Origin of the sequence: Abyssicoccus albus (assembly GCF_003815035.1) — a bacterium.
In the GTDB taxonomy this organism is placed as follows: Bacteria; Bacillota; Bacilli; order Staphylococcales; family Abyssicoccaceae; genus Abyssicoccus; species Abyssicoccus albus.
The window spans coordinates 347,045-369,938 of record NZ_RKRK01000002.1 but is presented as its reverse complement, the minus strand read 5'-3'; the positions used below and the strand labels follow the sequence as shown (position 1 = coordinate 369,938).

Below are 22,894 nucleotides of genomic sequence, written 5' to 3'. Positions count from 1 at the left end.
AGAAGTTAAAAATTAAATACGACTATTTAGCTAATGCGTCTTTTGCTTGTTGCGCAATTTCAGCAAATGCTTTTTGGTCAGAAATCGCAATTTCTGATAACATTTTACGGTTAATATCAATACCCGCAAGTTTTAAACCATTCATTAATTTAGAATAGCTTAACCCTTCTTGACGAGCTGCCGCATTAATACGTGTAATCCATAATTTACGGAATTCACGTTTCTTTTGACGACGGTCACGGTATGCATATTGACCTGATTTAATAACCTGTTGTTTAGCTACTTTGTATAATTTACTCTTTGAACCGAAATAACCTTTAGCAAGTTTCAACGTACGTTTACGACGACGTCTTGTAACTGTTCCACCTTTTACTCGTGGCATAATAATTCCTCCTTAAATATCTACTATTTATTTTACGTAAGTTAACATTTGTTTGATACGTTTCATATCGCTTTTAGACACTAATGAAGCTTTTCTAAGCTTACGTTTTTGTTTCGTTGATTTGTTGGCGAATAAGTGAGATGTGAATGCTCTAGAACGTTTTAATTTACCTGATGATGTACGTTTAAAACGTTTTGCTGATCCACGGTGAGTTTTCATCTTTGGCATAATAATTTCCTCCTAAATAATTGAATTACTTCTCTTGAATTGGTGCTAACATTAAGAACATTGAACGTCCTTCCATTTTCGGTTTTTGTTCAACCGTTGCAACATCTTGACATTCTTTAGCGAAATCTTCTAATACCTTTTGTCCGATTTCTTTATGCGTAATCGCACGTCCTCTAAAACGAATAGACACTTTTACTTTGTCTTCTTTCGATAAGAACTTACGTGCATGATTTAACTTCGTATTGAAGTCATGCTCTTCGATCGTTGGGCTTAAGCGAATTTCTTTAACATTAATCACTTTTTGCTTTTTACGAGCTTCTTTCTCTTTCTTTTGTTGTTCGTATTTGTATTTACCATAATCCATAATACGCGCAACAGGCGGTTTTGCTTTAGGTGCAACTAATACTAAGTCTAAATTGACACGCTCAGCCATCTCTAATGCTTCTTTTGTACTTTTAACACCAAGTTGATCCCCATCTTGTGCGATTAATCGTACTTCATTTGATCTGATCTTGTCGTTAATTATTGTTGTGTCTTTAGCTATGGGTAACACCTCCTAAATTTAAGTTTAATAAAAGAAAGATTTAGGCAAAACAAAAGTGAACGGGCATACATATACACCCGTTCACTCATAATACTTCACGTATAAACCTTATAACTGCTTAATGCGTCGTAAGGTGAGAAGCGGGCGCCTCTTCTTGTTCTTTTATTCAACGTTATTAACTATACCACGTATATATTAGTGAGTCAAATTATTTTTTGAGTCTGATCTCATCGACTAAGTTCCAAATAAAGTCATCTCTCTCTACAGTGTTTTGTGCTTCTTCACCATATTTACGCACGTTAACTTGCATTTCTTCAACTTCTTTATCCCCGATAACAAGCTGATATGGTACTTTACTCATTTGAGCTTCTCTTATTTTGTAACCCATCTTTTCATTACGATCGTCGATTGTCACTCGAATCCCTTGTGACTTCAATTCATCCATCAACTGTTTACTATAATCGAAGTGATGCTCAATTGAAACTGGAATAATTCTGACTTGTTCTGGTGCTAACCATGTCGGGAAAGCGCCTTTATATTCTTCTGTTAAGAATGCCACGAATCGTTCCATTGTTGATACAACGCCACGATGAATAACGACAGGTCTAACTTCTTCATTATTAGAGTCTATATACGTTAAATCGAATCGTTCTGGAAGTAAGAAGTCTAATTGAACAGTCGATAATGTTTCTTCTTTACCGAGTGCTGTTTTCACTTGGACATCAAGCTTTGGACCATAGAATGCTGCTTCCCCTTCTGCTTCAACGTAATCTAATTCCATTTCATCGACTGCATCTTTTAACATTTGTTGTGCTTTTTCCCACATTTCATCATCATCAAAATATTTCTCTTTATCAGATGGATCTCTATAACTTAATCTGAAGTTATAATCTGTTATATTGAAATCCTTATAAACATCAATGACCAATTGAACAGTATTCATAAATTCTTCTTTAATTTGATCAGGTCTTACAAAGATATGAGCATCATTTAACGTCATTCCACGAACACGTTGCAATCCACTAACCGCACCGCTTGCTTCATATCGATGCATTGTACCAAGTTCTGCGATACGAATCGGTAATTCTCTATATGAATGTCTCTTATTCTTATAAATCATCATGTGGTGTGGACAGTTCATCGGTCTTAGCACAAATGTTTCATTATCTAATTCCATTGGTGGGAAGATATCATCCGAATAGTGTGCCCAATGTCCACTTGTTTCATATAGTCCACGACTACCGAGTACTGGTGTATACACATGATCGTACCCCATGCTTATTTCTTTATCAACGATATAACGCTCTATTTCACGACGGATTGTCGCGCCATTTGGAAGCCATAATGGCAACCCTGAACCGATTAATTGTGAATTTGTAAATAAATCCATATCTTTACCGATTCTACGGTGATCACGTTCTTTACGCTCTTCTAACAATTGAAGGTGTGCTTTAAGATCATCGTCATTGAAAAATGCAGTACCATAAATACGTTGTAACATCTTATTGTTACTATCACCACGCCAATAAGCTCCAGCCACCGAAAGCAACTTAAATGACTTTAACTTAGACGTTGAAGGCACATGGATCCCACGACATAAGTCAACGAATTCACCTTGGCGATAGACAGTCACTTCTTCTTCATCACCAATTGCATCAATTAATTCCAATTTATATGGATCATGTTCAAACAATGATTTAGCTTCATCAACAGAAAGAACTTGTCTTTCAATCTTATGATTTTCAGAAATAATTTTCTTCATTTCTTTCTCTATCTTAGCTAAGTCTTCATCATTGATTGTCGATTCAGTATCTACATCGTAATAGAATCCTTCTTCTATGGCTGGACCAACACCGAATAATACGTCAGGATATAAACGTTTAAGCGCCTGTGCCATTAAATGCGCTGTAGAATGGCGTAAAATTTCAAGCGCTTCGTCACTCTTCTTCGTAATAATTTCAATCGCGCCATCTTGATTTAGCGGACGTGTTAAATCAACCAATTGCCCGTTAAACTTACCTGCTAATGCTTGCTTTTTGAGACTTGATGAAATAGATGCAGCAATCTCTTCAGTTGTAACACCTTGTTCAAATACCTTCTCGTTACCATCTGGGAACTTAATTTTTATTTCACTCATCGTTATCCCTCCATTAATATAATTATATAATAAATAAAAAAGAACACTCTCCCCAAAAAGGGGCGAATGTTCTTCGCGGTACCACCCTAGTTAATATACTTTCTGCATATTATCTCATTCATCATATATATAATAGATATACGGTAGTCAATCACACGATTATATATAGCATTCCCAGCAAATAGCTACTCTCTTAGATTATCAATAATCTATACAATCCATTGTCAAAGTTGTCCGTATATTCGATTAAATTAAGTATACCATGAAAATTTGATGATGCAATAGATTTGGATGCCATTTAAAATAATTAACACACTAACCATTGTAACCATCATAAACTTTTATTGCGCAAATTATCACCATCGATTTCGACTGGTTCCATTAATGTCAATATTCTCTCTATAATCCGATCCGCTTTTAATGTGTCGACTTTCGATTTCACCGTTGATAAGTATTGTCTTAACTCATCAATTGTTAAATTGGATGATATAAATGTAGGCATTTCGTTAATCATTCTATAATGTAAAATTGCACCGAGTATCTCATCACGAGTCCACTCACTTAAGTCTTCAGCGCCTAAATCATCAATCATCAAGACTCTTGCGTTTTTCATCGCTTGGACTTTATCTTCGGTCGTCCCTTTTTTAATACTTGCTTTAAGTTCTCTAATGAATTCTGGCCAATACACGAGAACAGATGGAATATGCTTGGACTTTAATTCATTGGCAGTTGCACCAAGAATGTATGACTTCCCTCTTCCAAATGGGCCATGAATATATAACCCTTTCGGTGTTTCACCATGCTCTAAGCCCATCGCAATTTGAACCGCTTTAGCTGCGATTGCTGCCTTCTTTTTTGAATTAAATTGAAGACTGTCAAAGTTTGCACTTAAAATATCTTTTGAAATATGATGACTTTGAATTAAACTTGATAGTTTTTGTTGTTCTCTTGCTGCTAATTGGCTATCACAAGGTTTATATGAAATTGTAATATCGTGTTCTTCTAAATGAAGGACTGGCGCCATCCCTTTAGTATAATTTATGCATTCATCAAGACAATTACAACGTTCACATTGCTTGGACTGATGGATATATTCTTGAAGTACCGGTATATTTTGTTCCCATAATTCATTTGGAATTGAAGGATTGTCCTTAATCAATTGAATGACTTCAGGATGGTTGAATGTTTCTTCTTTCACTTTTTGAACTTGAGCTTGTAAGTTAGGTATTTTACCGGTGATATCATTAATCGACCTCATTTTTTACCTCCTTCTTTATATTGTTTTAAAATCTTCTGGAACGCTTCGATACTTTGTTTCGTTTCTTCATCTTGTTCATGTTCTGACGAACCACTTGATTGGTCATTTTTATGTCCATTGTCAGTCGATGAAAAATTACCTTTTGTCTGTTGATTATGTTGACGCTCACGTTCTAACCATTCTGGCGTGACACCTTTTGTTTTAAATCGATTTTGCTGATCAAATTGTTTTTGCTTTTGTCTTTGCTGATATGACTTCGCATAATCCATTGCTTGTTGGGCATTTTTCAAACCTTCTCTAGCCCACTGCGCTGCAATTTGAATCGTAAATTTTTGTGGTAACGTCTTATCTTTTAATTGATACACATATTCGATTAATATATTGGCAACACCGTATGGCAATTCGGTTTCTTGAGTAATCCGTTCGATTAACTTTTTATCTTCTTCTGTCACTTTCCCCCCACTAACCATATAGAAACGTTCAATGGGTGGTGTTTTATCTTGCAACTCAAACCATTGAGCTTTAGATGATTGAGATTCATTTTGAGCTCGTTCATCGATTTGGTGTGCTTGATTAGATAAATCTTGTTGCTGATCTTTCAACTTAATGTTTGGTAGCTGACCATTATGTTCAATTTGATAAAAATTTCTTGCGCGTTGCGCTAACAATTTGTGATTAATTGATTTATCACCATTTAAAGAATCCAACAATATGCCTTTCATATGATTCGGACTAATGGAATACAAGTTGGATAGTTGCTCAATTAATTGCTTTGTTTCTGTCGTAAATGAATCTAAGTCTATATAATTATTTCTTAATAAGGTTTGGAATAATTCAAAATCAAATGACGGTTCACTCGGTATCCCTCCAGATTCATTATCTTTAACGAACTGAACAGTCGAGGGATCATTCACCGATTCATCCATTTGATGATTTAGTTTATGGTCAAACACTTCTTCATAGCGCTTAGTCACTTCTTTAAAATCAGAATGAATCGTATGTGATTTTACAAATTGTTGCCTTAATTCTAAGTAACGATCTTTCTCAACCGTTTTATACAAAAATACATTCATCATCGGATCATTAAAATATTCATTTGGTGACATCGGTTTAACTAATTCGTATTCAAAAATGTTCAATTCATCAATCGTATTAACAAATGTCTTTATTAGACCGATTGCTTCTAGTTTATGCCGTGTTTGTTCGAATACTCTCAGCGGCATATTCAATTCTTTCATAAAGATATAATGGTTTTGAAATTGACTTGGTCTAGATTGAAATCTCATCATATATTCATACAGTGCAACAGAATCATACCCAACGATGGGTACATACAATGCATGTAAAATATCATGTGTCATGATTGATGGATAATATGAAATTGATACATTGAATTCATCGTGTGGATTCATTTCAGTAAAATGCATCAGTTCATCGTCCTTCTTTTGGATTTGGAATGAGTTGAGAAATCGAATCAATCAATTGATTGATATCTTTAAATTCTTTATATACACTTGCAAATCTTACATAAGCTACATCATCAATATCCATCAATCTTTTCATCACCATCTCTCCGACTTCTTCGGAAGGAATCTCATGTTCATTTCGTTCGCGAATTTGTTGTTCTACTTCCTTCGTTAGATTGAGTAATGTATTATACTCAATCGGACGCTTTTCACACGCTCTAATCAATCCATTTAATAACTTATCTTGGCTAAACATCTCTCGATTTCCATTCTTCTTAACTACCATTAACGGCGCCATTTCAATTCGCTCAAAAGATGTGAAACGATATTTACATTTATCGCATTCACGTCGTCTTCTAATCGCAGTACCATCATCTGACTGTCTTGTTTCGATGACTCTTATATTTTGATGACTACAGGCTGGACATTTCATTTTGATCACCACACAACTTTTATATTATCCCCATTATAGCAAAAGTATAATCAATTCGTATATTAAAGAAAATATGAACGTGTGAAAAGAGAAAGAAGTGTAGATTAGAAAACTCCAATCTACACTTCTTGAATTTATATTTTAAATCACATCATTTAATTGAATCTCTTAAAAATTAATTAAATCTCTTTCCCAATCTTTAATGCTAAATCAACGACACGGTTAGAATAACCCCACTCATTATCATACCATGCAAGCACTTTTACTTTATTATCATCCATCACCATTGTCGTTAACGTATCAATAACTGCTGAATTTGGATTTGTATTAAAATCTTTAGATACTAATGGCTCATCTGATGTTGCTAATATTCCTTTTAATTCATTTTTACTTGCTTCAATAAATGCATTATTCACTTCTTCAACCGTTACATCTTTCTTCAAGTCAACAACTAAATCTACTAGCGATACATTCGTCGTTGGTACACGCAATGCCATTCCGTGTAACTTACCTTCTAATTCAGGGATAACAAGTGATAATGCTTTCGCCGCTCCTGTAGATGTTGGAATAATACTTTCTGAACATGAACGTGCTCTACGTAAATCTTTATGCGGATTGTCGATATTTTTTTGATCATTCGTAAATGCATGTACCGTTGTCATTAAACCATTCTCTATACCAAATTTATCATTTAATACTTTTGCTACAGGCGCTAAACAGTTTGTCGTACAACTTGCATTACTAATTACATCATGTGTTTTAACGTCTAATTGATCATCATTGACACCCATAACAATCGTATGAACGCCACCTTTACCAGGCGCTGTAAGTAATACTTTCTTCGCACCCGCATCGATATGACCTTGTGCTTTCTCAGGATAATTAAATTTACCAGTTGCTTCAATAACTAAATCAATACCCATAGACTTCCAAGGTAAGTTTGCTGGTACACGATCGTTTGTGATTTTGATTGATTGGCCATTCACATTAATTGTATCCTCTGATTCAACAGACACTTCTCCATCAAACTTTCCATGCGTTGTGTCATATTTAATTAAGTGTACTAACGTCTCTACTGGATAACTCGCATTAATCGCTACAATATCTAATTCATTTCTCAATGCAGCAGCTCTTAACACCATTCTACCAATACGTCCTAAACCATTAATCGCAATCTTCGTCATAAAAATATCCCCCAATATCAATAATTTCTAATATATTATAACATAAATATTTTTATCTGAAAGCGTTTTCTAGTATTTTTTTAGATTCGTTTTAGAAATGATTTTGGATTGTTTCTTTTACTTGTTCTTCAAGCGCATCAATCGTTCCATGATTTTTTAATACAATACCTGCTAATGCTTTCTTATCTTCTATAGGTGCTTGAGACTTTACTTTAGATAAGGCCGCCTCATAAGAGATATCATCTCTTTGCTGTAATCGTTTAATCTGTTCTTGTTGATCAATATAAACAACAATGACTAGGTCAAAATGTTGTTCTAGTTTGTTTTCAAACAATAATGGAATATCTTGAATGACGTGTTGATTCGTCTTCAATAGATGCGTTGTCTGCCTATTCATCTCTTCTCGAATTAATGGATGAAGTATATGATTTAATTGTTGTCTCAATGAGGAGTCATTAAAAATCAATTCACCTAGTTTTTTTCTATTTAATGTCCCATCTTCATTTAAAATTGTTTTACCAAAATGATTAACAATTTTTCGTAAACCCTCTGAGCCTTTCTCTACCATTTGTCTACTCACAACATCAGCATCTACAACGGGTATTCCATGCTGTTCAAACAGTTTAGCGGCTGTTGATTTACCTGTAGCAATACCACCAGTCAATCCTATTAACATACTCATTCTCCTTACTTCTGACAATTTGTACAATAAAATGAATTTCGCTGATTAATACGACGTGACGTCACTTTTTTCTGACATATAGGACATAACTTTTTTTGATAAATTAAAAATTCATCTTGCATTGAACCGATTTCACCATCCATGTGGACATAACTATGAATCGATGAGCCTCCTCGTTCGATACTTTTAATAAATAGTTTTACGATTTCTTTATAAAGTTCACGCATTTTACGTTCAGTCAACACATGTACTTTTCGAAGTGGATGTATACGGCAAATGAACAATGCTTCATTTGCATAAATATTTCCACAACCGACAACATTTTCTGCATCCATTATAAACTGCTTGATTGAAATCGTTGATCGATTGAGTTTAAATTGCTTAAATCGATCAATAAAATACGCTTCCCCTTCAATGCCAAACGGCTCTGGTGCCATCTGTTGAAATGGTTTGAACTCATTGATATGATCTAGCACTCTTAACTCACCGAATCGTCTCGGGTCAATATAATGTAAGTACACTGTTTTCGTCTCATAATTTAATTCAAATGTTGTATGCGTATGAGGAATTGATGATACTCGATTTGTATTTATTTCAAAACGACCACTCATCCCTAAATGCGCAATAACTACTTTATCATTAATAGGGTTCGTCAGTTGCATCACAATATATTTTCCACGTCGCTCAATCGTATTAATTTTTTGTCCGATTAATGATTGTTCAAACTGTTGAAGATTTTCATGTTTAACGACTGCCATCTTCCCTTGACGATGACTCAATTTAATTCGATCTGATAATGAGATTGATTCAATCGTATACCCTTCGATCGTTTTCAAATCATCGACGACGAGTTGCACTTCTGGTAATTCTGGCATTTATTTAACTCCTTTATTTCGTGTCATACCATGATTCCCCGTATGAACCATCTACAAGCAGAGGGACATCTAAAGGATAGGCATTCTCCATGAGCTGCTTTACATCTTGATAAAACGCTTCAACATCGTCACGATGCACTTCGAATATAAGTTCATCATGTATTTGTAACAATAAGTACGCACTATATCTGTCTTCAAAATCTTGTGCATCATATTTAACCATTGCCATTTTAATAATGTCTGCAGCAGTTCCTTGTATCGGTGTGTTCATCGCAGTTCGCTCTGCAAAGCTACGCTGATGGAAATTTCGACTGTTAATTTCAGGAATATAACGGCGTCTATTTAATAATGTTTCCACATATCCATTGCGCTTCGCATCTAGAATCACTTGATCCATATACTTTTGTATATTTGGATATACTTTCAAATAATTATCGATGAATGTTTTTGCTTGCTTTCTAGGAATGTTTAAGTTTTCACTCAAACCATAATCACTAATACCGTATACGATTCCAAAGTTAACAGCCTTTGCTTGCCTTCTTAAATTACTATCCACTTCTGTATCATCCGCTAAATTAAATACTTTTCGTGCTGTTTCAGTGTGAATATCTCCTCCATTATTAAATGTTTCAATCAAATGTTCATCTTGTGTAATATGTGCCAGCACCCTTAATTCAATTTGTGAATAATCCAAGGCAACAAGAACATAATCGTCATTAAAAGGCTTAAATGCTTTTCGAATTAAGCGTCCTTCTTCTAATCGGATTGGTATGTTTTGTAGGTTAGGATCTAAACTAGATAACCGTCCAGTTTGTGCTAACGTTTGATTAAATCGAGTATGAATCTTACCATCTTCATATATTTCGTTTTGAAGACCTTCAACATATGTCGATTGAAGTTTAGATAATATTCGATAATTCAATATATGTTTAACAATGTCGTGCTTATCTTCTAATTTTGTCAATACATCAGCTGCTGTTGAATAGCCAGTCTTTGTTTTTTTGATCACTGGGAGTTCTAATTTCTCAAATAAGATTACGCCTAATTCTTTCACTGAATTAATATTAAATTCCTCGCCAGCTAAACTATATATTTCATCCTTAATATCATCAATTCTATGCTGTATTTCAGATTGCATTGAATGTAGCGTATTGACATCAACATGTATTCCACGGACTTCCATACTAGCTAGAACTTTCGATAAAGGAAGTTCTAACTCTTTTAATAACTCTAATTGTTGCTGTTCATTGAGTTTATCGACGACTGTCGGGATACATTCCATTAATGCATTTATTTTTTGCGAAATGTATTGATTTAATACGTCCTGATCAGGCACTGTACGAGATTTTCCTTTACCGTAAAACTCATCCTCACTCGGTATTGTGACTAACTGTAATTGATGTAGTAGCTGAGACATCCCTTCAACTTTAACAGAAGGGTCAAGTAAAAAACCACCGAGCATTGCATCCATCGTAATATTTTTCACCGTAACATCATGTTGTTCGAACATCACATAAACTTTTTTCGCATCATAAACATACTTTTCAATGGATTCATCTTTTAATAGTGAACATAATTCATCATGCTGACGAATATGCTCAAATTTTGTAATTACGACTTGTTCACCATCGCTTAATGCAATTGCAAGAGGTGACTTGTGAATATATCGATCTTCAATATGTTCTATATAAATATATAATGGAGAATCTTCTTTTAATTTATCAAAATTTAACGAATTGACATTTGTATTATACGAATCTTCATAACCTTTGTCTTCAGCTGCTGCAGTTAATGGACTCGTTGAAAACGTTTCATCCTTTAACAATGATTTAAATTCTAACGTTTTATACATTTCAACCAATGCTGAACGGTCGAAATCTTTATCCCATACCGCATCTTTAATCGATACATCAATCGGTGCATTTGTTTCAATTGTCGCAAGAGCTTTACTCATTAATGCATCTTCTTTGTACTCTATTAAATTATCTTTCATCTTACTCTGTTTTAATTCATCGATGTGTTCATACAAATTTTCAACAGATTCATATTCTTTAAGAAGCTTAATCGCTGTCTTTTCACCTATTTTTGGGACACCTGGGATGTTATCACTTTTATCTCCCATGAGTCCTTTCATATCAATAATTTGTTTAGGTGTTAGTTCATATTTCTCTTGCATGAAAGGAATCGTATATTCCTCAAAGTCTTGTCCTTTTTTATTCGTTGTATAAAATACAGTGACATGTTCAGACACGAGTTGAGTTAAATCACGATCGCCTGTCAAAATGATCGTCTCAATCCCTTGACGGTCTGCTTCAGACGATAAAGTCCCAATGATATCATCCGCTTCATAGTTCGGTAGTTCATACCATTTAATCTTATACGCATCTAACAAATTCCTCATTGGCACAAATTGTTCTTTTAATTCAGAAGGAGTCTTTGAACGACCGCCTTTATACGCTTCGTATGTACTATGTCTAAATGTCGTCTTACCCGCATCAAATGCAACCAGTATATGTGTCGGTTGCTGCTTTTCAATCAGTTTGTTTAAAACACGCGTAAATCCAAAAATAGCATTCGTATACATTCCTTTAGAATTTGTTAATAACGCTATCCCATGAAATGATCTAAATAAAAGACTGTTACCATCTACTAATAATAACTTATTCGACATGTTGTTGACCTCCTAATAATTTAACTGTAAACGTAGATCCTTCATTCGGCTTAGATACAAAAGTAATTTCTCCACCAAACACTTCCACAATGTGCTTAACAATCGCAAGGCCCAAACCAGTGCCTCCTGATTGTCTACTTCGTGCTTTATCAACTCGATAGAACCGTTCAAAAATACGACTTTGATCACTTTCTGGAATACCGATACCATGATCCTTTATATGAATATAAACATCACCCTCAGATGGTTCAACAGTAATATATATATCTTTATTTTTGTCCTGTGGATCAACCTCAGTATAATTGATTGCATTTGAAATAATATTGATAAATACTTGTTTCAATTTAGATGCTTCTGCAATCACAGTCATTGAAGATGGTGATGTGAGTTCGATATTAATATTTTTTTCTAATGCAGTCAGTGATAACATTTCAATGACTTGCTCTAACGTATCTACGACATCAACATGACTTAGATCAACATTGGATGATTGTTCAATTTTGGATAATTCTAATAGTTCTTCGACTAAACTTTGTATACGATGACTTTCCTTTTCTATAATTGTTAGAAAGTCTTGTAATAGCAATGGATCATCTTTGGCACCATCGAGTAATGTTTCTGTAAAACCTTTGATAGAAGTAATTGGTGTTTTAAGTTCATGACTGACATTCGCAACAAAATCTCGCCTCATTTGTTCAAGATGGATAAGTTGCGTAATGTCATGTTCAACGAGAACAACACCTTGGATTTTTTTCTTGTTTGGACTTAATACTGGTACCGCTGTGATTTCAAAATGTTTTGTATAAACGCCCATTTGAATCGGGACATTCCGGTAGACGGTCACTTCATTGTTCATTGCTTGCGTTACCATATTCATCACGAGTGTATTGTCAATAACATCTTGATATCTTTTCTTTATGATCGTTTGATCTTTATTAAATAAGTTCAAGTACGTATCGTTCGCAATGACAACTTCATCATATTTGTTAATCATCAAAATAGCTAATGGAATATTACTCAAAGTCGTCTCTAATCGATTACGTTGTATTTTTTGTTCATTATTTAATGTTTGAAGTGTTCTCGCAAGTTCATTAATTGTAGAGTATAGTTCATTTGTCTCAACAACATTGCTTTCAGCAACCCTCACTTTATAATTCCCTTCACTCAGCATCTTACTTGCAGAAGATACTTCTTTAATTGGTTTCACATACCTTCTATTTATATATCGAACGAAAATATATATAATCGGTAGCACAATGATTAAGATTAGACATAAATAAAGCCACATTTGTTTCATAAATTCAAAAGGAGTAGTGAACGGTTTATACAATGTAATAATCTGATCTTGTTCACCTTTATAAGCCATAAGTTGCATATTATCTTTTACACTAATGTAATAATGATAGTCATACGGTTTATCTTCAGCTCGTTTTTCATACTCCTTAATTGTATTTTGATGTTTTTTCATATTATCTTTAGATAACGATTCATATATGACTGTACTGCCACTCATGACTTGAACAGTCATGTTTAGATCACTATGTAATGTTTGAAGTTTTTCTTTTAGTTTTTCTTTATCATTTTTATTATGGATAATGATTTCGTTCGTTGCCATCATCTCAGACTTAAGCGTTTTTTTTGAACTTTTGATTAAAGCATCACTCATCGTATTACCAAGTACCAGTCCAAGTAAAATAAAACTTACAACAAGAATTGTTGTAAGTAGTATCAATAAGTTATTACGAAATGTGATCATCTCGGAATCTCCATTTTATATCCTAAACCACGAACTGTTTTGATGATTTGTGGTTTTTTAGGATTTTCTTCAATTTTCTCTCTCAAGTGTGAAATATGGACGTCGACAATTCTAGAATCTCCAGCAAATTCATAGTTCCATACTGAATTCAACATATTCTCTCTTGTAATGACACGACCTTGACGTTCAATTAAATAAAGTAATAACTCAAATTCTTTAGGTGTTAAATCTAATAAATGTCCTTCTCTATATACTTCAAAGAAATCCGGGTATATTTTCAAATTCGCTACTGTAATTTCTTTGGCATCATTGACTTCTTGATCTGAAGTCGAATTAAATGTAACACGTCTTAATATTGCTTTAACACGCGCTACAACTTCTCTAGGAGAGAATGGTTTCGTCATATAATCGTCGGCACCAAGTTCTAATCCTAATACTTTATCAAACTCATCATCTTTCGCCGTTAACATTAAAATTGGTACTTGATTACGTTGTTCACGAATTGTTCTACATACTTCTACTCCATCAATTTTCGGGAGCATAATATCTAACACAATGAGTGATGGATTCTCCTGTTTCACAACATTTAAAGCTTCTTCACCATCAAATGCTGTTACCACTTCGTAACCTGCTTGTATTAAATTATATTTAAGTAATGTTGAAATACTCTCTTCGTCATCGACAACTAAAATCTTATGATTCATCTATTGAACACCATCCTATAATTTCACTAGTAAGTCTATCATACCAAAATTTCTACTATTGAAAAACTATAATCATAAAGAATAAAAATAAAGCTCTAACAAAAACGTTAGAGCTTTCAAATTCGCATTTTAATATTACATATTTTTGATCAATTCATCTGCAAATTCAGAACATTTCACTTCAGTCGCACCGTCCATTAAACGGGCAAAGTCATATGTTACGACTTTAGACGCAATTGTTTTCTCAACAGCTTTCGTTACTAAATCTGCTGCTTCTTGCCATTTTAGATGTTCTAACATTAATACACCACTTAATAATACTGATGATGGGTTAACTTTGTCCATGCCTGCATATTTCGGCGCCGTGCCATGTGTCGCTTCAAAAATAGCATGACCCGTTTCATAGTTAATATTAGCGCCTGGTGCAATCCCAATACCACCCACTTGAGCAGCTAATGCATCAGAAATATAATCACCATTTAAATTCATCGTTGCAACAACATCAAACTCAGCAGGACGAGTTAGTATTTGTTGTAAGAAAATATCAGCGATTGAATCTTTAACGATTAGTTTGCCGGCTGCAACAGCATCATCTTGTGCTTTATTCGCTGCATCTTTTCCATCTTCTTCGACAATTCTATCGTACTCTTTCCAAGTAAATACTTTATCTCCAAACTCACGCTCAGCAAGCTCATAACCCCAAGCCTTAAATGAACCTTCAGTAAATTTCATAATGTTACCTTTGTGTACTAACGTTACATTTTTACGGTTGTTGTCAATTGCATATTGAATCGCTGCACGAACTAATCTTTCAGTTCCTTCTTTAGAAACTGGCTTAATTCCAATACCTGAAGTCTCAGGGAATCTAATATTCGTTTGACCCATTTCGTTTTGTAAGAAATCAATCACTTTCTTCACTTCAGGCGTTCCTTCTTTAAATTCAATGCCTGCATAAATATCTTCAGTATTTTCACGGAAAATAACCATATCTGTATCTTCTGGACGTTTAACAGGAGACGGTACACCTTCAAAATAACGAACGGGACGTAAACATGTAAATAAGTCTAATTCTTGACGTAATGCAACGTTTAATGAGCGAATACCTCCGCCAATTGGTGTTGTTAATGGACCTTTAATCGCAATTAAATATTCACGAATTGTATTTAATGTCTCTTCAGGTAACCATTCACCAGTTTTATCGAAAGCTTTTTGACCCGCATAAACTTCTTTCCATTCGATTTTCTTTTCTCCATTGTACGCTTTTTCAACTGCTGCATCTAAAACTTTACTTGCAGCTTTCCAGATATCTGGACCAATTCCATCACCTTCAATGAAAGGAATGATTGGATTATTTGAAACTTGTAATTCACCATTTTGTGTTGTAATTTTATCTGCCATAATATAGTCCTCCTAGAATTTTTTATAATTACTAATTTATAACGAGTAATCAATTTAATATACATAAATAAATTTGAAGATATTCATCTAAAAAATTTAATTTATCTTTCTTCTATCGGTGTATATTTACGATCTGTTTCACCAATATACTCAGCACGAGGTCTAATCAGTCTATTATCTGAATACTGTTCTAAAATATGTGCAATCCATCCTGACGTACGACTAATCGCAAATATCGGCGTGAACAAATCATGCTCAATACCCATCGTATCATATACTGTCGCACTAAAGAAATCGACATTCGGAAGTAATCCTTTTTCTTTTTCAACGATTTCAGCAATACGTAATGAAATTTCAAAGAATTCTTTTTTACCGTTTTCTTCAGTTAATTTACGACTCATTTCTTTTAAAAATTTAGCACGTGGGTCACCACTTTTGTATACACGATGTCCCATACCCATAATTTTTTCTTTGTTCTCTAATTTGTTATAAATGTATTCATCAACTTTATCTAATGAACCAATTTCAGTAATCATTTTGATTACTTGTTCATTTGCGCCACCGTGTAAAGGACCTTTTAATGCACCCGCAGCTGCAGTAACACCTGAGTACATATCACTTAAAGTTGCTACACAAACTCGTGCTGTAAATGTTGAAGCGTTTAATTCATGATCCGCATGCAATACTAATGCTTTATTAAATCCTTCAACTTGAACATCAGTTGGTTCCTCACCAAATAACATATATAAGAAGTTTTTAGCATATGAATATTCAGCTTTAGGCTTCAATACTTCTTTACCTTGACGCACGCGACTGAACGCCGCAACTAAAGAGGCAATTTTCGCTTGAATTCTGATTGCTTTCTTCATATTAACTTCATCAGACATATCTTCAGATTTCTCATCGAAATGAGCTAAGTAAGATAATGAAGTACGAAGTCCAGCCATAGGATGTATTTTATCCGTTGCATAATCTTCAAAATGACTATACATTCTTGGATTTAATGACATATGCTCTGTTAATTGTTGTTGTAAATCAGTCAACTCATCTTGATTTGGCAACCTGAAATTCCATAATAAGAAAATCACTTCTTCAAATAAAGCGTTTTCAGCCAAGTCATCAATTTTATATCCTGCGTATGTTAATTGATCACCTACTATAGAGCTAATTCTAGTTTCAGAAGCAATAACACCTTCTAAACCCTTTTTTTGTTCAGACATAATCAAAACTCCTTCGCAATTTAATCATCATGTCAAAATAATTGAAATATTTTAAATTTAACATGATGTATCAATTACTATTATATATAAAAATTAACCTTTTGTGAATGTATTTGTTTTACATACTTACCCTTAAAGATATAAATTTCAGTTTTTTCAGACATATTAATCTTTTAAACTGATTTCATGAATATTAAATCTTGTGCTTTTAATGTCTATTTTTGGTATAATATGTCCACATGATTTTAAAGAGCGGAGTGAGAATATGAGGAAGTTATTATTATTCTTTATCATGATATTCATCATAGAGATATTTACATTAATATATATTAGTGATGCCATAGGTTTTGTATATACATTTTTAGGGGTGATGTTAACGAGCTTAATTGGTGGCTATATCGTCAAACGGTATTCAAAATTAAATTGGCAACAAGTTAAGTCATCCTTGGAACGTGGTGTCACGCCTGAGTATTCTATATTTAAATCAATATTATTAATTATTGTCGGCGCACTTGTAGTGTTGCCAGGATTTATCGGAGATATTATTGGTATTATTCTATTAATACCTAAAGTTCAACATTACGTTATATCAACGATTAAAGGATATGTAATGCATAAAATGAGGCAAAAAGGGACAGTCATTATCAGGTCAAACCGATTTAGACCATAACGTTATGATTAAAACAATACACTTTTAATAACAGAAAAGCTCGAACGATTTATTTCGTTCGAGCTTTTCTATATTAATTATTACAATACATTCGCGTGTCCTTCAAAGACTGTTCCTTGCTCTGCGTCAATCGTAATCAATTGACCATCTTCAATAAGATTCATGATATCATTTGCACCGACAATTGTTGGTTTCGATAAGTTTAATCCGACAATCGCGGCATGACTTGTCAATCCACCTTCTTCAACGACTATTCCTTTACATTGTTCAAGGTAAGGCACCATGTCTTTATGCGTGCTTTGTGCAACAATAATTTTATCAGATAAATTTTGATTTTCTAACGATGCTACATCTTTTACTTTGATTGCATGTCCTACCGTTGAAGCTCGTCCAATCCCTTGAGCTTTAATCAGTGTCTCACCAACAAGATGTACTTTCATCAAGTTCGTCGTTCCTGCTTGTCCTGTCGGTACACCTGCAGTGATAATGATTAAATCACCTGTCTTCACGAGTCCTGTTTCTTGTGCTGCGATTACAGATTTTCTCAATAATTCATCGGTATCGTTTTTACCTTTTTTAACAACTGGTACAACACCCCATACTAATGCAAGCTGTCTAGCGATATGATCATACGGTGTGACTGCAACAATATGTGCATGCGGACGATACTTAGATATAATTCTAGGTGTATGGCCTCTCTCTGTTGCTGCAACAATCGTTGTACAATTTAAGTTTAACGCAGTATGTGCAACAGATACACCTATTGCTGTCACTAAGTTTGTTTGTAAATCTTTTGTTCTTTCACTTAATAGTTTTTTGTAATCTTGTGCTTCTTCTGCTTGATAAGCAATATTATGCATCGTTTGAACTGATTCTACTGGATAATCCCCGGCGGCTGTTTCACCACTCAGCATGACTGCATCTGTGCCATCATAAATCGCGTTAGCAACATCGCTTGCTTCTGCTCTCGTACATCTAGGGTTACGTTGCATTGAATCAAGCATTTGAGTCGCCGTGATGACAGGTTTCCCTAAAATATTACACTTTCTAACTAAGTCTTTTTGGACCATCGGTACTTTTTCAGGTGGAATTTCCACACCCATGTCACCACGAGCGATCATTAATCCATCAGATACTTCTAAAATTGAATCAATATTCAAGATTCCTTCTTCATTTTCGATTTTAGGGATTATTTGAATGTGTGTAGCGTCTGTTTCTTCAAGCAATTCTCTAATCTCAAGTACATCACTGGGTCTTCTAATAAAACTTGCTGCAATAAAGTCAACACCTTGTTCGATACCAAAGCGGATGTCACTTGCATCTTTTTCAGTAATCCCCGGTAAATTAACTGATACTCCTGGAACATTTACACCTTTTTTATTTTTCAACGTTCCATTATTATTGACGACTGTATGAATCAATTGGTGATCTTGATCAACAGATTCTACAGTCAAACCAATTAACCCATCATCCAATAGTATTTTAGAACCTTCCGATACGTCATGAATTAAATCTGCATAAGTCACTGAAATTTTATCAGTATCCCCTAAAACTTCTTTCATTGATACTGCAAGTTTAGAACCTTTCGTTAATTCAATCGCATCATCTTTCATATTATGTGTTCTTATTTCAGGTCCTTTTGTATCAAGTAAAATACCAACTGTTTTATTTAATGATTTTGATACTTCTCTAATATTTTCAATTCTTGCTTGATGCTCTTCATAATCACCATGTGAAAAATTAAGTCGAGCAATATTCATACCAGCTTCCATTAAAGCGTGTAATTTTTCCTTTGATTCTGATGCTGGCCCAATCGTACACACTATTTTCGTTTTACGCATATTTTTCCCTCCAAAATTTTATTAAAATAAATATATTAATACACTTTGATTAAATCGATAATTCTTCAGATAATTGATATAACTTGTGATCAATTTGGTGAGCTTCTTTAAATACCTCGTCGAACGTTGTTTTAGATAAGTGATTTGATTTAATTCCGACTGCGTACCCTGATTCATTATTCATCAACAACTCAACAGCATATGCTCCAAGTCTTGACGCAAGAACTCGATCAACACCTGTTGGTGCACCACCACGTTGCATATGCCCAAGAACTGATTCTCGCGTATCGACATTGATATATTTCTTTAATTCTTGGCTACACTCATTGGCACTCATGACACCTTCTGCAACGATAATAACCGAATGCTTTTTCCCACGTTCGATTCCTTTTTGGATACGCTCAGCAATGTGTTCTATTTGAACTTTCTCTTCAGGGATTAGAATCGTTTCTGCACCACCTGCAAGTCCAGCCCAAAGTGCTAAATCTCCAGCATCTCTTCCCATTACTTCAATAATAAATGTTCTCTCATGGCTCGATGCAGTATCTCTAATCTTATCGACCGTATCAATAATCGTGTTCAATGCCGTATCAAAGCCAATCGTAAAGTCGGTACCATTAATATCATTATCGATTGTTCCCGGTACAGCAATCGTTTTAATTCCTTCTTCATTTAATCGTTGTGCGCCACGATAACTACCATCTCCACCGATTACGACCAATGCTTCAATTCCTCTTTTGTATAGGTTTTCGATCGCTTGCTTTCGGACTTCTTTATCTTTAAATTCAGGACACCTAGCAGATCTTAAAAATGTTCCTCCACGCTGGATTGTATCACCAACACTACCAAGCTCTAGTTTCTCTATTTTATCTTGCAATAATCCCTGGTATCCGTTATATACACCATAGACTTCAATCCCATGATAAATTGCTTTTCTAGTGACTGCACGAACCGCGGCATTCATACCTGGGGAATCTCCTCCACTTGTTAATACTGCAATCTTTTTCATCATATCACTCTTTCATATTTTCAATAACATTAAATTTTCATTACACTTTAAAATTATCACAAAAATAAGTACCATTCCACTAATAGAGAATGGTACTTTGCAATGTATGCGCTTAAATTTAAAATTATTCTGTAAATTCACCAATTTGTCTAAATTTATAATACCGATCTGATTTAATCTCTTCAGCAGATCGCCCCTCATAACGTTTCATAAATTGAACAATTACTTCTTTAATTGATTGAGCTGTTGCTTCAATATCACAATGTGCACCACCTTGTGGTTCTTCTATGATGCCATCGATGACATTCAAAGATTTAACATCTTGCGCTGTAATCGCCATTTTTTCAGCTGCTAAGTTTGCTTTTTTGGCATCCTTCCATAGCAGTGCCGCAGCACCTTCAGGTGAAATCACTGAATATGTAGAATTCTCTAACATATAGACTTCATTGCTTACAGCGATACCTAAAGCGCCTCCACTACCGCCTTCACCGATTACAATCGTTATGATTGGGACATTAAGACCAGCCATCTCTACTAAATTTGTTGCAATTGCTTCGCTTTGACCCCGTTCTTCAGCAGCTTTACCTGGGAATGCTCCTTTAGTATCAACGAATGTAATGATTGGTCTATTGAATTTATTCGCTTGCTTCATTAAGCGTAACGCTTTACGATATCCTTCTGGATGTGCCATGCCAAAATTATGATGTAAGTTATCTTTCGTGTTTTTTCCACGAAGCTGTCCAATCACCGTGACAGCTTGATTGTTTATTTTTGCAATACCGCCGTACATTGCATAATCTGCACCGAATCGTCTGTCTCCCTCTAGGGCAATAAAGTGTTCAAAAATTTGCGGAATATAGTCTTTAATCGTTGGCCGCTCTAGAACTCTAGCAAGCTGTACACGATGCCATGGTTGTAAGTTCGAGTAAATCTCTTTCGCTTTCATTTCATACATATATTGAAGTTTTGCAATTTCTTTTGAATGATCAATTAGTTCGCTTTGTCTGTCTTCCTCTTGTAATCTTTTAATCTCATCCGTCATTTTTTTCAACGGTTGTTCAAACTCTAACATCTCATCTCACCACCTTGATCATTCGTTGTATGCAATTCTAAAATTTGACCCAACGTTTTCTTCATATCTTTACGATGCACCACCATATCGAGCATCCCGTGTTCTAATAGAAACTCAGCCGTTTGGAAATCATCAGGTAGATCTTCACCTATCGTTTGTTCAATAATTCTTCGGCCTGCAAATCCAATTAACGCACCTGGTTCAGAAATATTTATATCTCCTACTGAGGCGAAAGAAGCAGATACACCCCCTGTTGTTGGATGTGTTAAATATGCGATATATAACAAGCCTGCTTCATCATGTTTTTTTAAAGCAACACTCGTCTTAGCCATTTGCATTAACGATAAAATTCCTTCTTGCATACGTGCGCCACCACTAGCTGTAAACAATATAAAAGGAAGTTGGTTAGCTGTTGCATGCTCAATAATTCGAGTAATTTTTTCACCGACAGCACTGCCCATACTTCCCATTATGAAGTGCGCATCCATCACACCAATGGCCGTTTTTGATCCATTTATTTCCCCAACACCTGTAATGCATGCCTCTTTTAAATTCGTCTTTTTTTGATCTTTATTTATTTTTTCTTCATATTTTGGGAAGTTCAAAGGATTGACCGAAGTAATATGTTCAAATAATTCTTCGAATGTCCCTTTATCAATAACACTTTCAATTCTATCATGTGCGGTCATCATCATATGATAGTCGCAATTATAACAAACGTGATTATTCTTAATAACCTCTTTTGAATACATAATTTTTTTACATGAATCACATTTAATCATAATCCCTTCTGGCACATCTATCTCTTTTTTTTGTTCTATTGAGACATATTTTCTCTTTTTATTTCTTTTAAATAATTGTTTAATCATCACCATGCTCATTTTCCCCTTTATCAAACGTCTCTATATACTGATCGAGCAATGAATATATTCGAATCATAAGATCGTTATCATAGTTGAACAATGTTTCTTTCGCTACGTCCAAATCTCCTTCTTTAATGTTCATCTCTTGAGCGATATAACGTCTAAACACTTCTTGAATTTCTAATATATTGGTCCGTTGTTCATCACTATGAATAAGAAATTGTGCAATAATTTCAAACAACTGATGATCTTCTATGTGACATAAATATGTCCCTTCACCGCGTCGAACTTCAATAACTCCTATAAGTTCTAACGCTCTCAACGCTTCTCGAATACTACTTCGACCGACATTTAATGTCGTTGCTAAATATCTTTCAGATGGTAGTTTGTCTCCTGCATTGAGAGATTCATCATGTATTAATTGTTGCAATGATTTAATGATGTACATAAAACCGCGTTGTTCTTCTGTTTGCACACTATTCACTACCTCTCCACTGGTCT

The 22,894-nt window shown here is 34.5% G+C and carries 21 protein-coding genes and 1 other annotated feature; of the genes, 1 reads left to right on the top strand and 20 read right to left on the bottom strand.

Features of this window, described 5'->3' with window-relative positions; genetic code table 11:
* Window positions 1-22 precede the first annotated feature (22 nt).
* The 15 genes from rplT to EDD62_RS01760 form a co-directional block, all read right to left on the bottom strand.
* The gene (gene rplT, locus EDD62_RS01830) at window positions 23-382 is read right to left on the bottom strand and encodes a 50S ribosomal protein L20 (RefSeq protein ID WP_077140540.1); all 360 of its coding nucleotides are present in this window, start codon (window positions 380-382) and stop codon (window positions 23-25) included.
* Window positions 383-409: 27 nt separating this feature from the next.
* Entirely contained in the window at window positions 410-610 is a 201-nt protein-coding gene (gene rpmI, locus EDD62_RS01825; RefSeq protein WP_077140541.1) for a 50S ribosomal protein L35, read from the bottom strand.
* Between the two features lie 25 nt (window positions 611-635).
* Entirely contained in the window at window positions 636-1,163 is a 528-nt protein-coding gene (infC, locus tag EDD62_RS01820; protein ID WP_077140542.1) for a translation initiation factor IF-3, read from the bottom strand.
* 36 nt (window positions 1,164-1,199) lie between these two features.
* Window positions 1,200-1,316: a sequence feature (ribosomal protein L20 leader region), on the bottom strand.
* A 46-nt stretch (window positions 1,317-1,362) separates the two neighbouring features.
* The gene (gene thrS, locus EDD62_RS01815; protein ID WP_123807310.1) at window positions 1,363-3,291 is read right to left on the bottom strand and encodes a threonine--tRNA ligase; all 1,929 of its coding nucleotides are present in this window, start codon (window positions 3,289-3,291) and stop codon (window positions 1,363-1,365) included.
* A 331-nt stretch (window positions 3,292-3,622) separates the two neighbouring features.
* Window positions 3,623-4,549 carry a primosomal protein DnaI gene (gene dnaI, locus EDD62_RS01810; RefSeq protein WP_077140544.1) on the bottom strand — a complete coding sequence of 309 codons (927 nt, stop codon included), beginning with the start codon at window positions 4,547-4,549 and terminating at the stop codon, window positions 3,623-3,625.
* Window positions 4,546-5,976, bottom strand: a complete 1,431-nt coding sequence (locus EDD62_RS01805) for a replication initiation and membrane attachment family protein (protein ID WP_123807309.1) — start codon at window positions 5,974-5,976, stop codon at window positions 4,546-4,548. Before EDD62_RS01805 ends, dnaI begins: the two co-directional genes overlap by 4 nt.
* A gap of 4 nt (window positions 5,977-5,980) precedes the next feature.
* Window positions 5,981-6,448, bottom strand: a complete 468-nt coding sequence (nrdR, locus tag EDD62_RS01800) for a transcriptional regulator NrdR (protein ID WP_123807308.1) — start codon at window positions 6,446-6,448, stop codon at window positions 5,981-5,983.
* Window positions 6,449-6,627: 179 nt separating this feature from the next.
* On the bottom strand, window positions 6,628-7,632 hold the full coding sequence (locus tag EDD62_RS01795) for a glyceraldehyde-3-phosphate dehydrogenase (protein ID WP_123807307.1): 1,005 nt from the start codon (window positions 7,630-7,632) through the stop codon (window positions 6,628-6,630).
* 91 nt (window positions 7,633-7,723) lie between these two features.
* Window positions 7,724-8,314: a dephospho-CoA kinase gene (coaE, locus tag EDD62_RS01790; protein WP_083705874.1), complete on the bottom strand. Its 591-nt coding sequence runs from the start codon at window positions 8,312-8,314 to the stop codon at window positions 7,724-7,726.
* Window positions 8,315-8,319: 5 nt separating this feature from the next.
* A complete protein-coding gene (gene mutM, locus EDD62_RS01785; RefSeq protein WP_123807306.1) occupies window positions 8,320-9,189 on the bottom strand; it encodes a bifunctional DNA-formamidopyrimidine glycosylase/DNA-(apurinic or apyrimidinic site) lyase in 870 nt (289 codons plus the stop codon).
* A 13-nt stretch (window positions 9,190-9,202) separates the two neighbouring features.
* Complete coding sequence (gene polA / locus EDD62_RS01780; protein ID WP_123807305.1) at window positions 9,203-11,860, bottom strand: DNA polymerase I; 2,658 nt, start codon at window positions 11,858-11,860, stop codon at window positions 9,203-9,205.
* A complete protein-coding gene (gene pnpS, locus EDD62_RS01775; protein ID WP_123807304.1) occupies window positions 11,850-13,616 on the bottom strand; it encodes a two-component system histidine kinase PnpS in 1,767 nt (588 codons plus the stop codon). Before pnpS ends, polA begins: the two co-directional genes overlap by 11 nt.
* Window positions 13,613-14,320, bottom strand: coding sequence for a response regulator transcription factor (locus tag EDD62_RS01770; protein WP_123807303.1), 708 nt, complete (start codon window positions 14,318-14,320; stop codon window positions 13,613-13,615). The genes pnpS and EDD62_RS01770 overlap by 4 nt, the downstream gene beginning before the upstream one ends.
* Window positions 14,321-14,455: 135 nt before the next feature.
* Entirely contained in the window at window positions 14,456-15,718 is a 1,263-nt protein-coding gene (icd, locus tag EDD62_RS01765) for an NADP-dependent isocitrate dehydrogenase (protein WP_211329109.1), read from the bottom strand.
* A gap of 101 nt (window positions 15,719-15,819) precedes the next feature.
* Window positions 15,820-16,938, bottom strand: coding sequence for a citrate synthase (locus EDD62_RS01760; RefSeq protein ID WP_077140554.1), 1,119 nt, complete (start codon window positions 16,936-16,938; stop codon window positions 15,820-15,822).
* Between the two features lie 265 nt (window positions 16,939-17,203).
* Here EDD62_RS01760 and EDD62_RS01755 point away from each other — a divergent pair, with 265 nt between their 5' ends.
* Entirely contained in the window at window positions 17,204-17,608 is a 405-nt protein-coding gene (locus EDD62_RS01755; RefSeq protein ID WP_077140555.1) for an FxsA family protein, read from the top strand.
* A gap of 80 nt (window positions 17,609-17,688) precedes the next feature.
* Here EDD62_RS01755 and pyk read toward each other — a convergent pair whose 3' ends face one another.
* The 5 genes from pyk to EDD62_RS01730 all read right to left on the bottom strand — a co-directional run bounded on the left by pyk (window position 17,689) and on the right by EDD62_RS01730 (window position 22,877).
* Window positions 17,689-19,449 carry a pyruvate kinase gene (gene pyk / locus EDD62_RS01750; protein WP_077140556.1) on the bottom strand — a complete coding sequence of 587 codons (1,761 nt, stop codon included), beginning with the start codon at window positions 19,447-19,449 and terminating at the stop codon, window positions 17,689-17,691.
* A 49-nt stretch (window positions 19,450-19,498) separates the two neighbouring features.
* Window positions 19,499-20,458 carry a 6-phosphofructokinase gene (pfkA, locus tag EDD62_RS01745; RefSeq protein ID WP_123807301.1) on the bottom strand — a complete coding sequence of 320 codons (960 nt, stop codon included), beginning with the start codon at window positions 20,456-20,458 and terminating at the stop codon, window positions 19,499-19,501.
* A gap of 124 nt (window positions 20,459-20,582) precedes the next feature.
* On the bottom strand, window positions 20,583-21,530 hold the full coding sequence (locus EDD62_RS01740) for an acetyl-CoA carboxylase carboxyltransferase subunit alpha (protein ID WP_123807300.1): 948 nt from the start codon (window positions 21,528-21,530) through the stop codon (window positions 20,583-20,585).
* Complete coding sequence (gene accD, locus EDD62_RS01735) at window positions 21,524-22,399, bottom strand: acetyl-CoA carboxylase, carboxyltransferase subunit beta (RefSeq protein ID WP_123807773.1); 876 nt, start codon at window positions 22,397-22,399, stop codon at window positions 21,524-21,526. The genes EDD62_RS01740 and accD overlap by 7 nt, the downstream gene beginning before the upstream one ends.
* Window positions 22,392-22,877: a FadR/GntR family transcriptional regulator gene (locus EDD62_RS01730; RefSeq protein WP_225971360.1), complete on the bottom strand. Its 486-nt coding sequence runs from the start codon at window positions 22,875-22,877 to the stop codon at window positions 22,392-22,394. Before EDD62_RS01730 ends, accD begins: the two co-directional genes overlap by 8 nt.
* Between the last annotated feature and the right edge of the window lie 17 nt (window positions 22,878-22,894).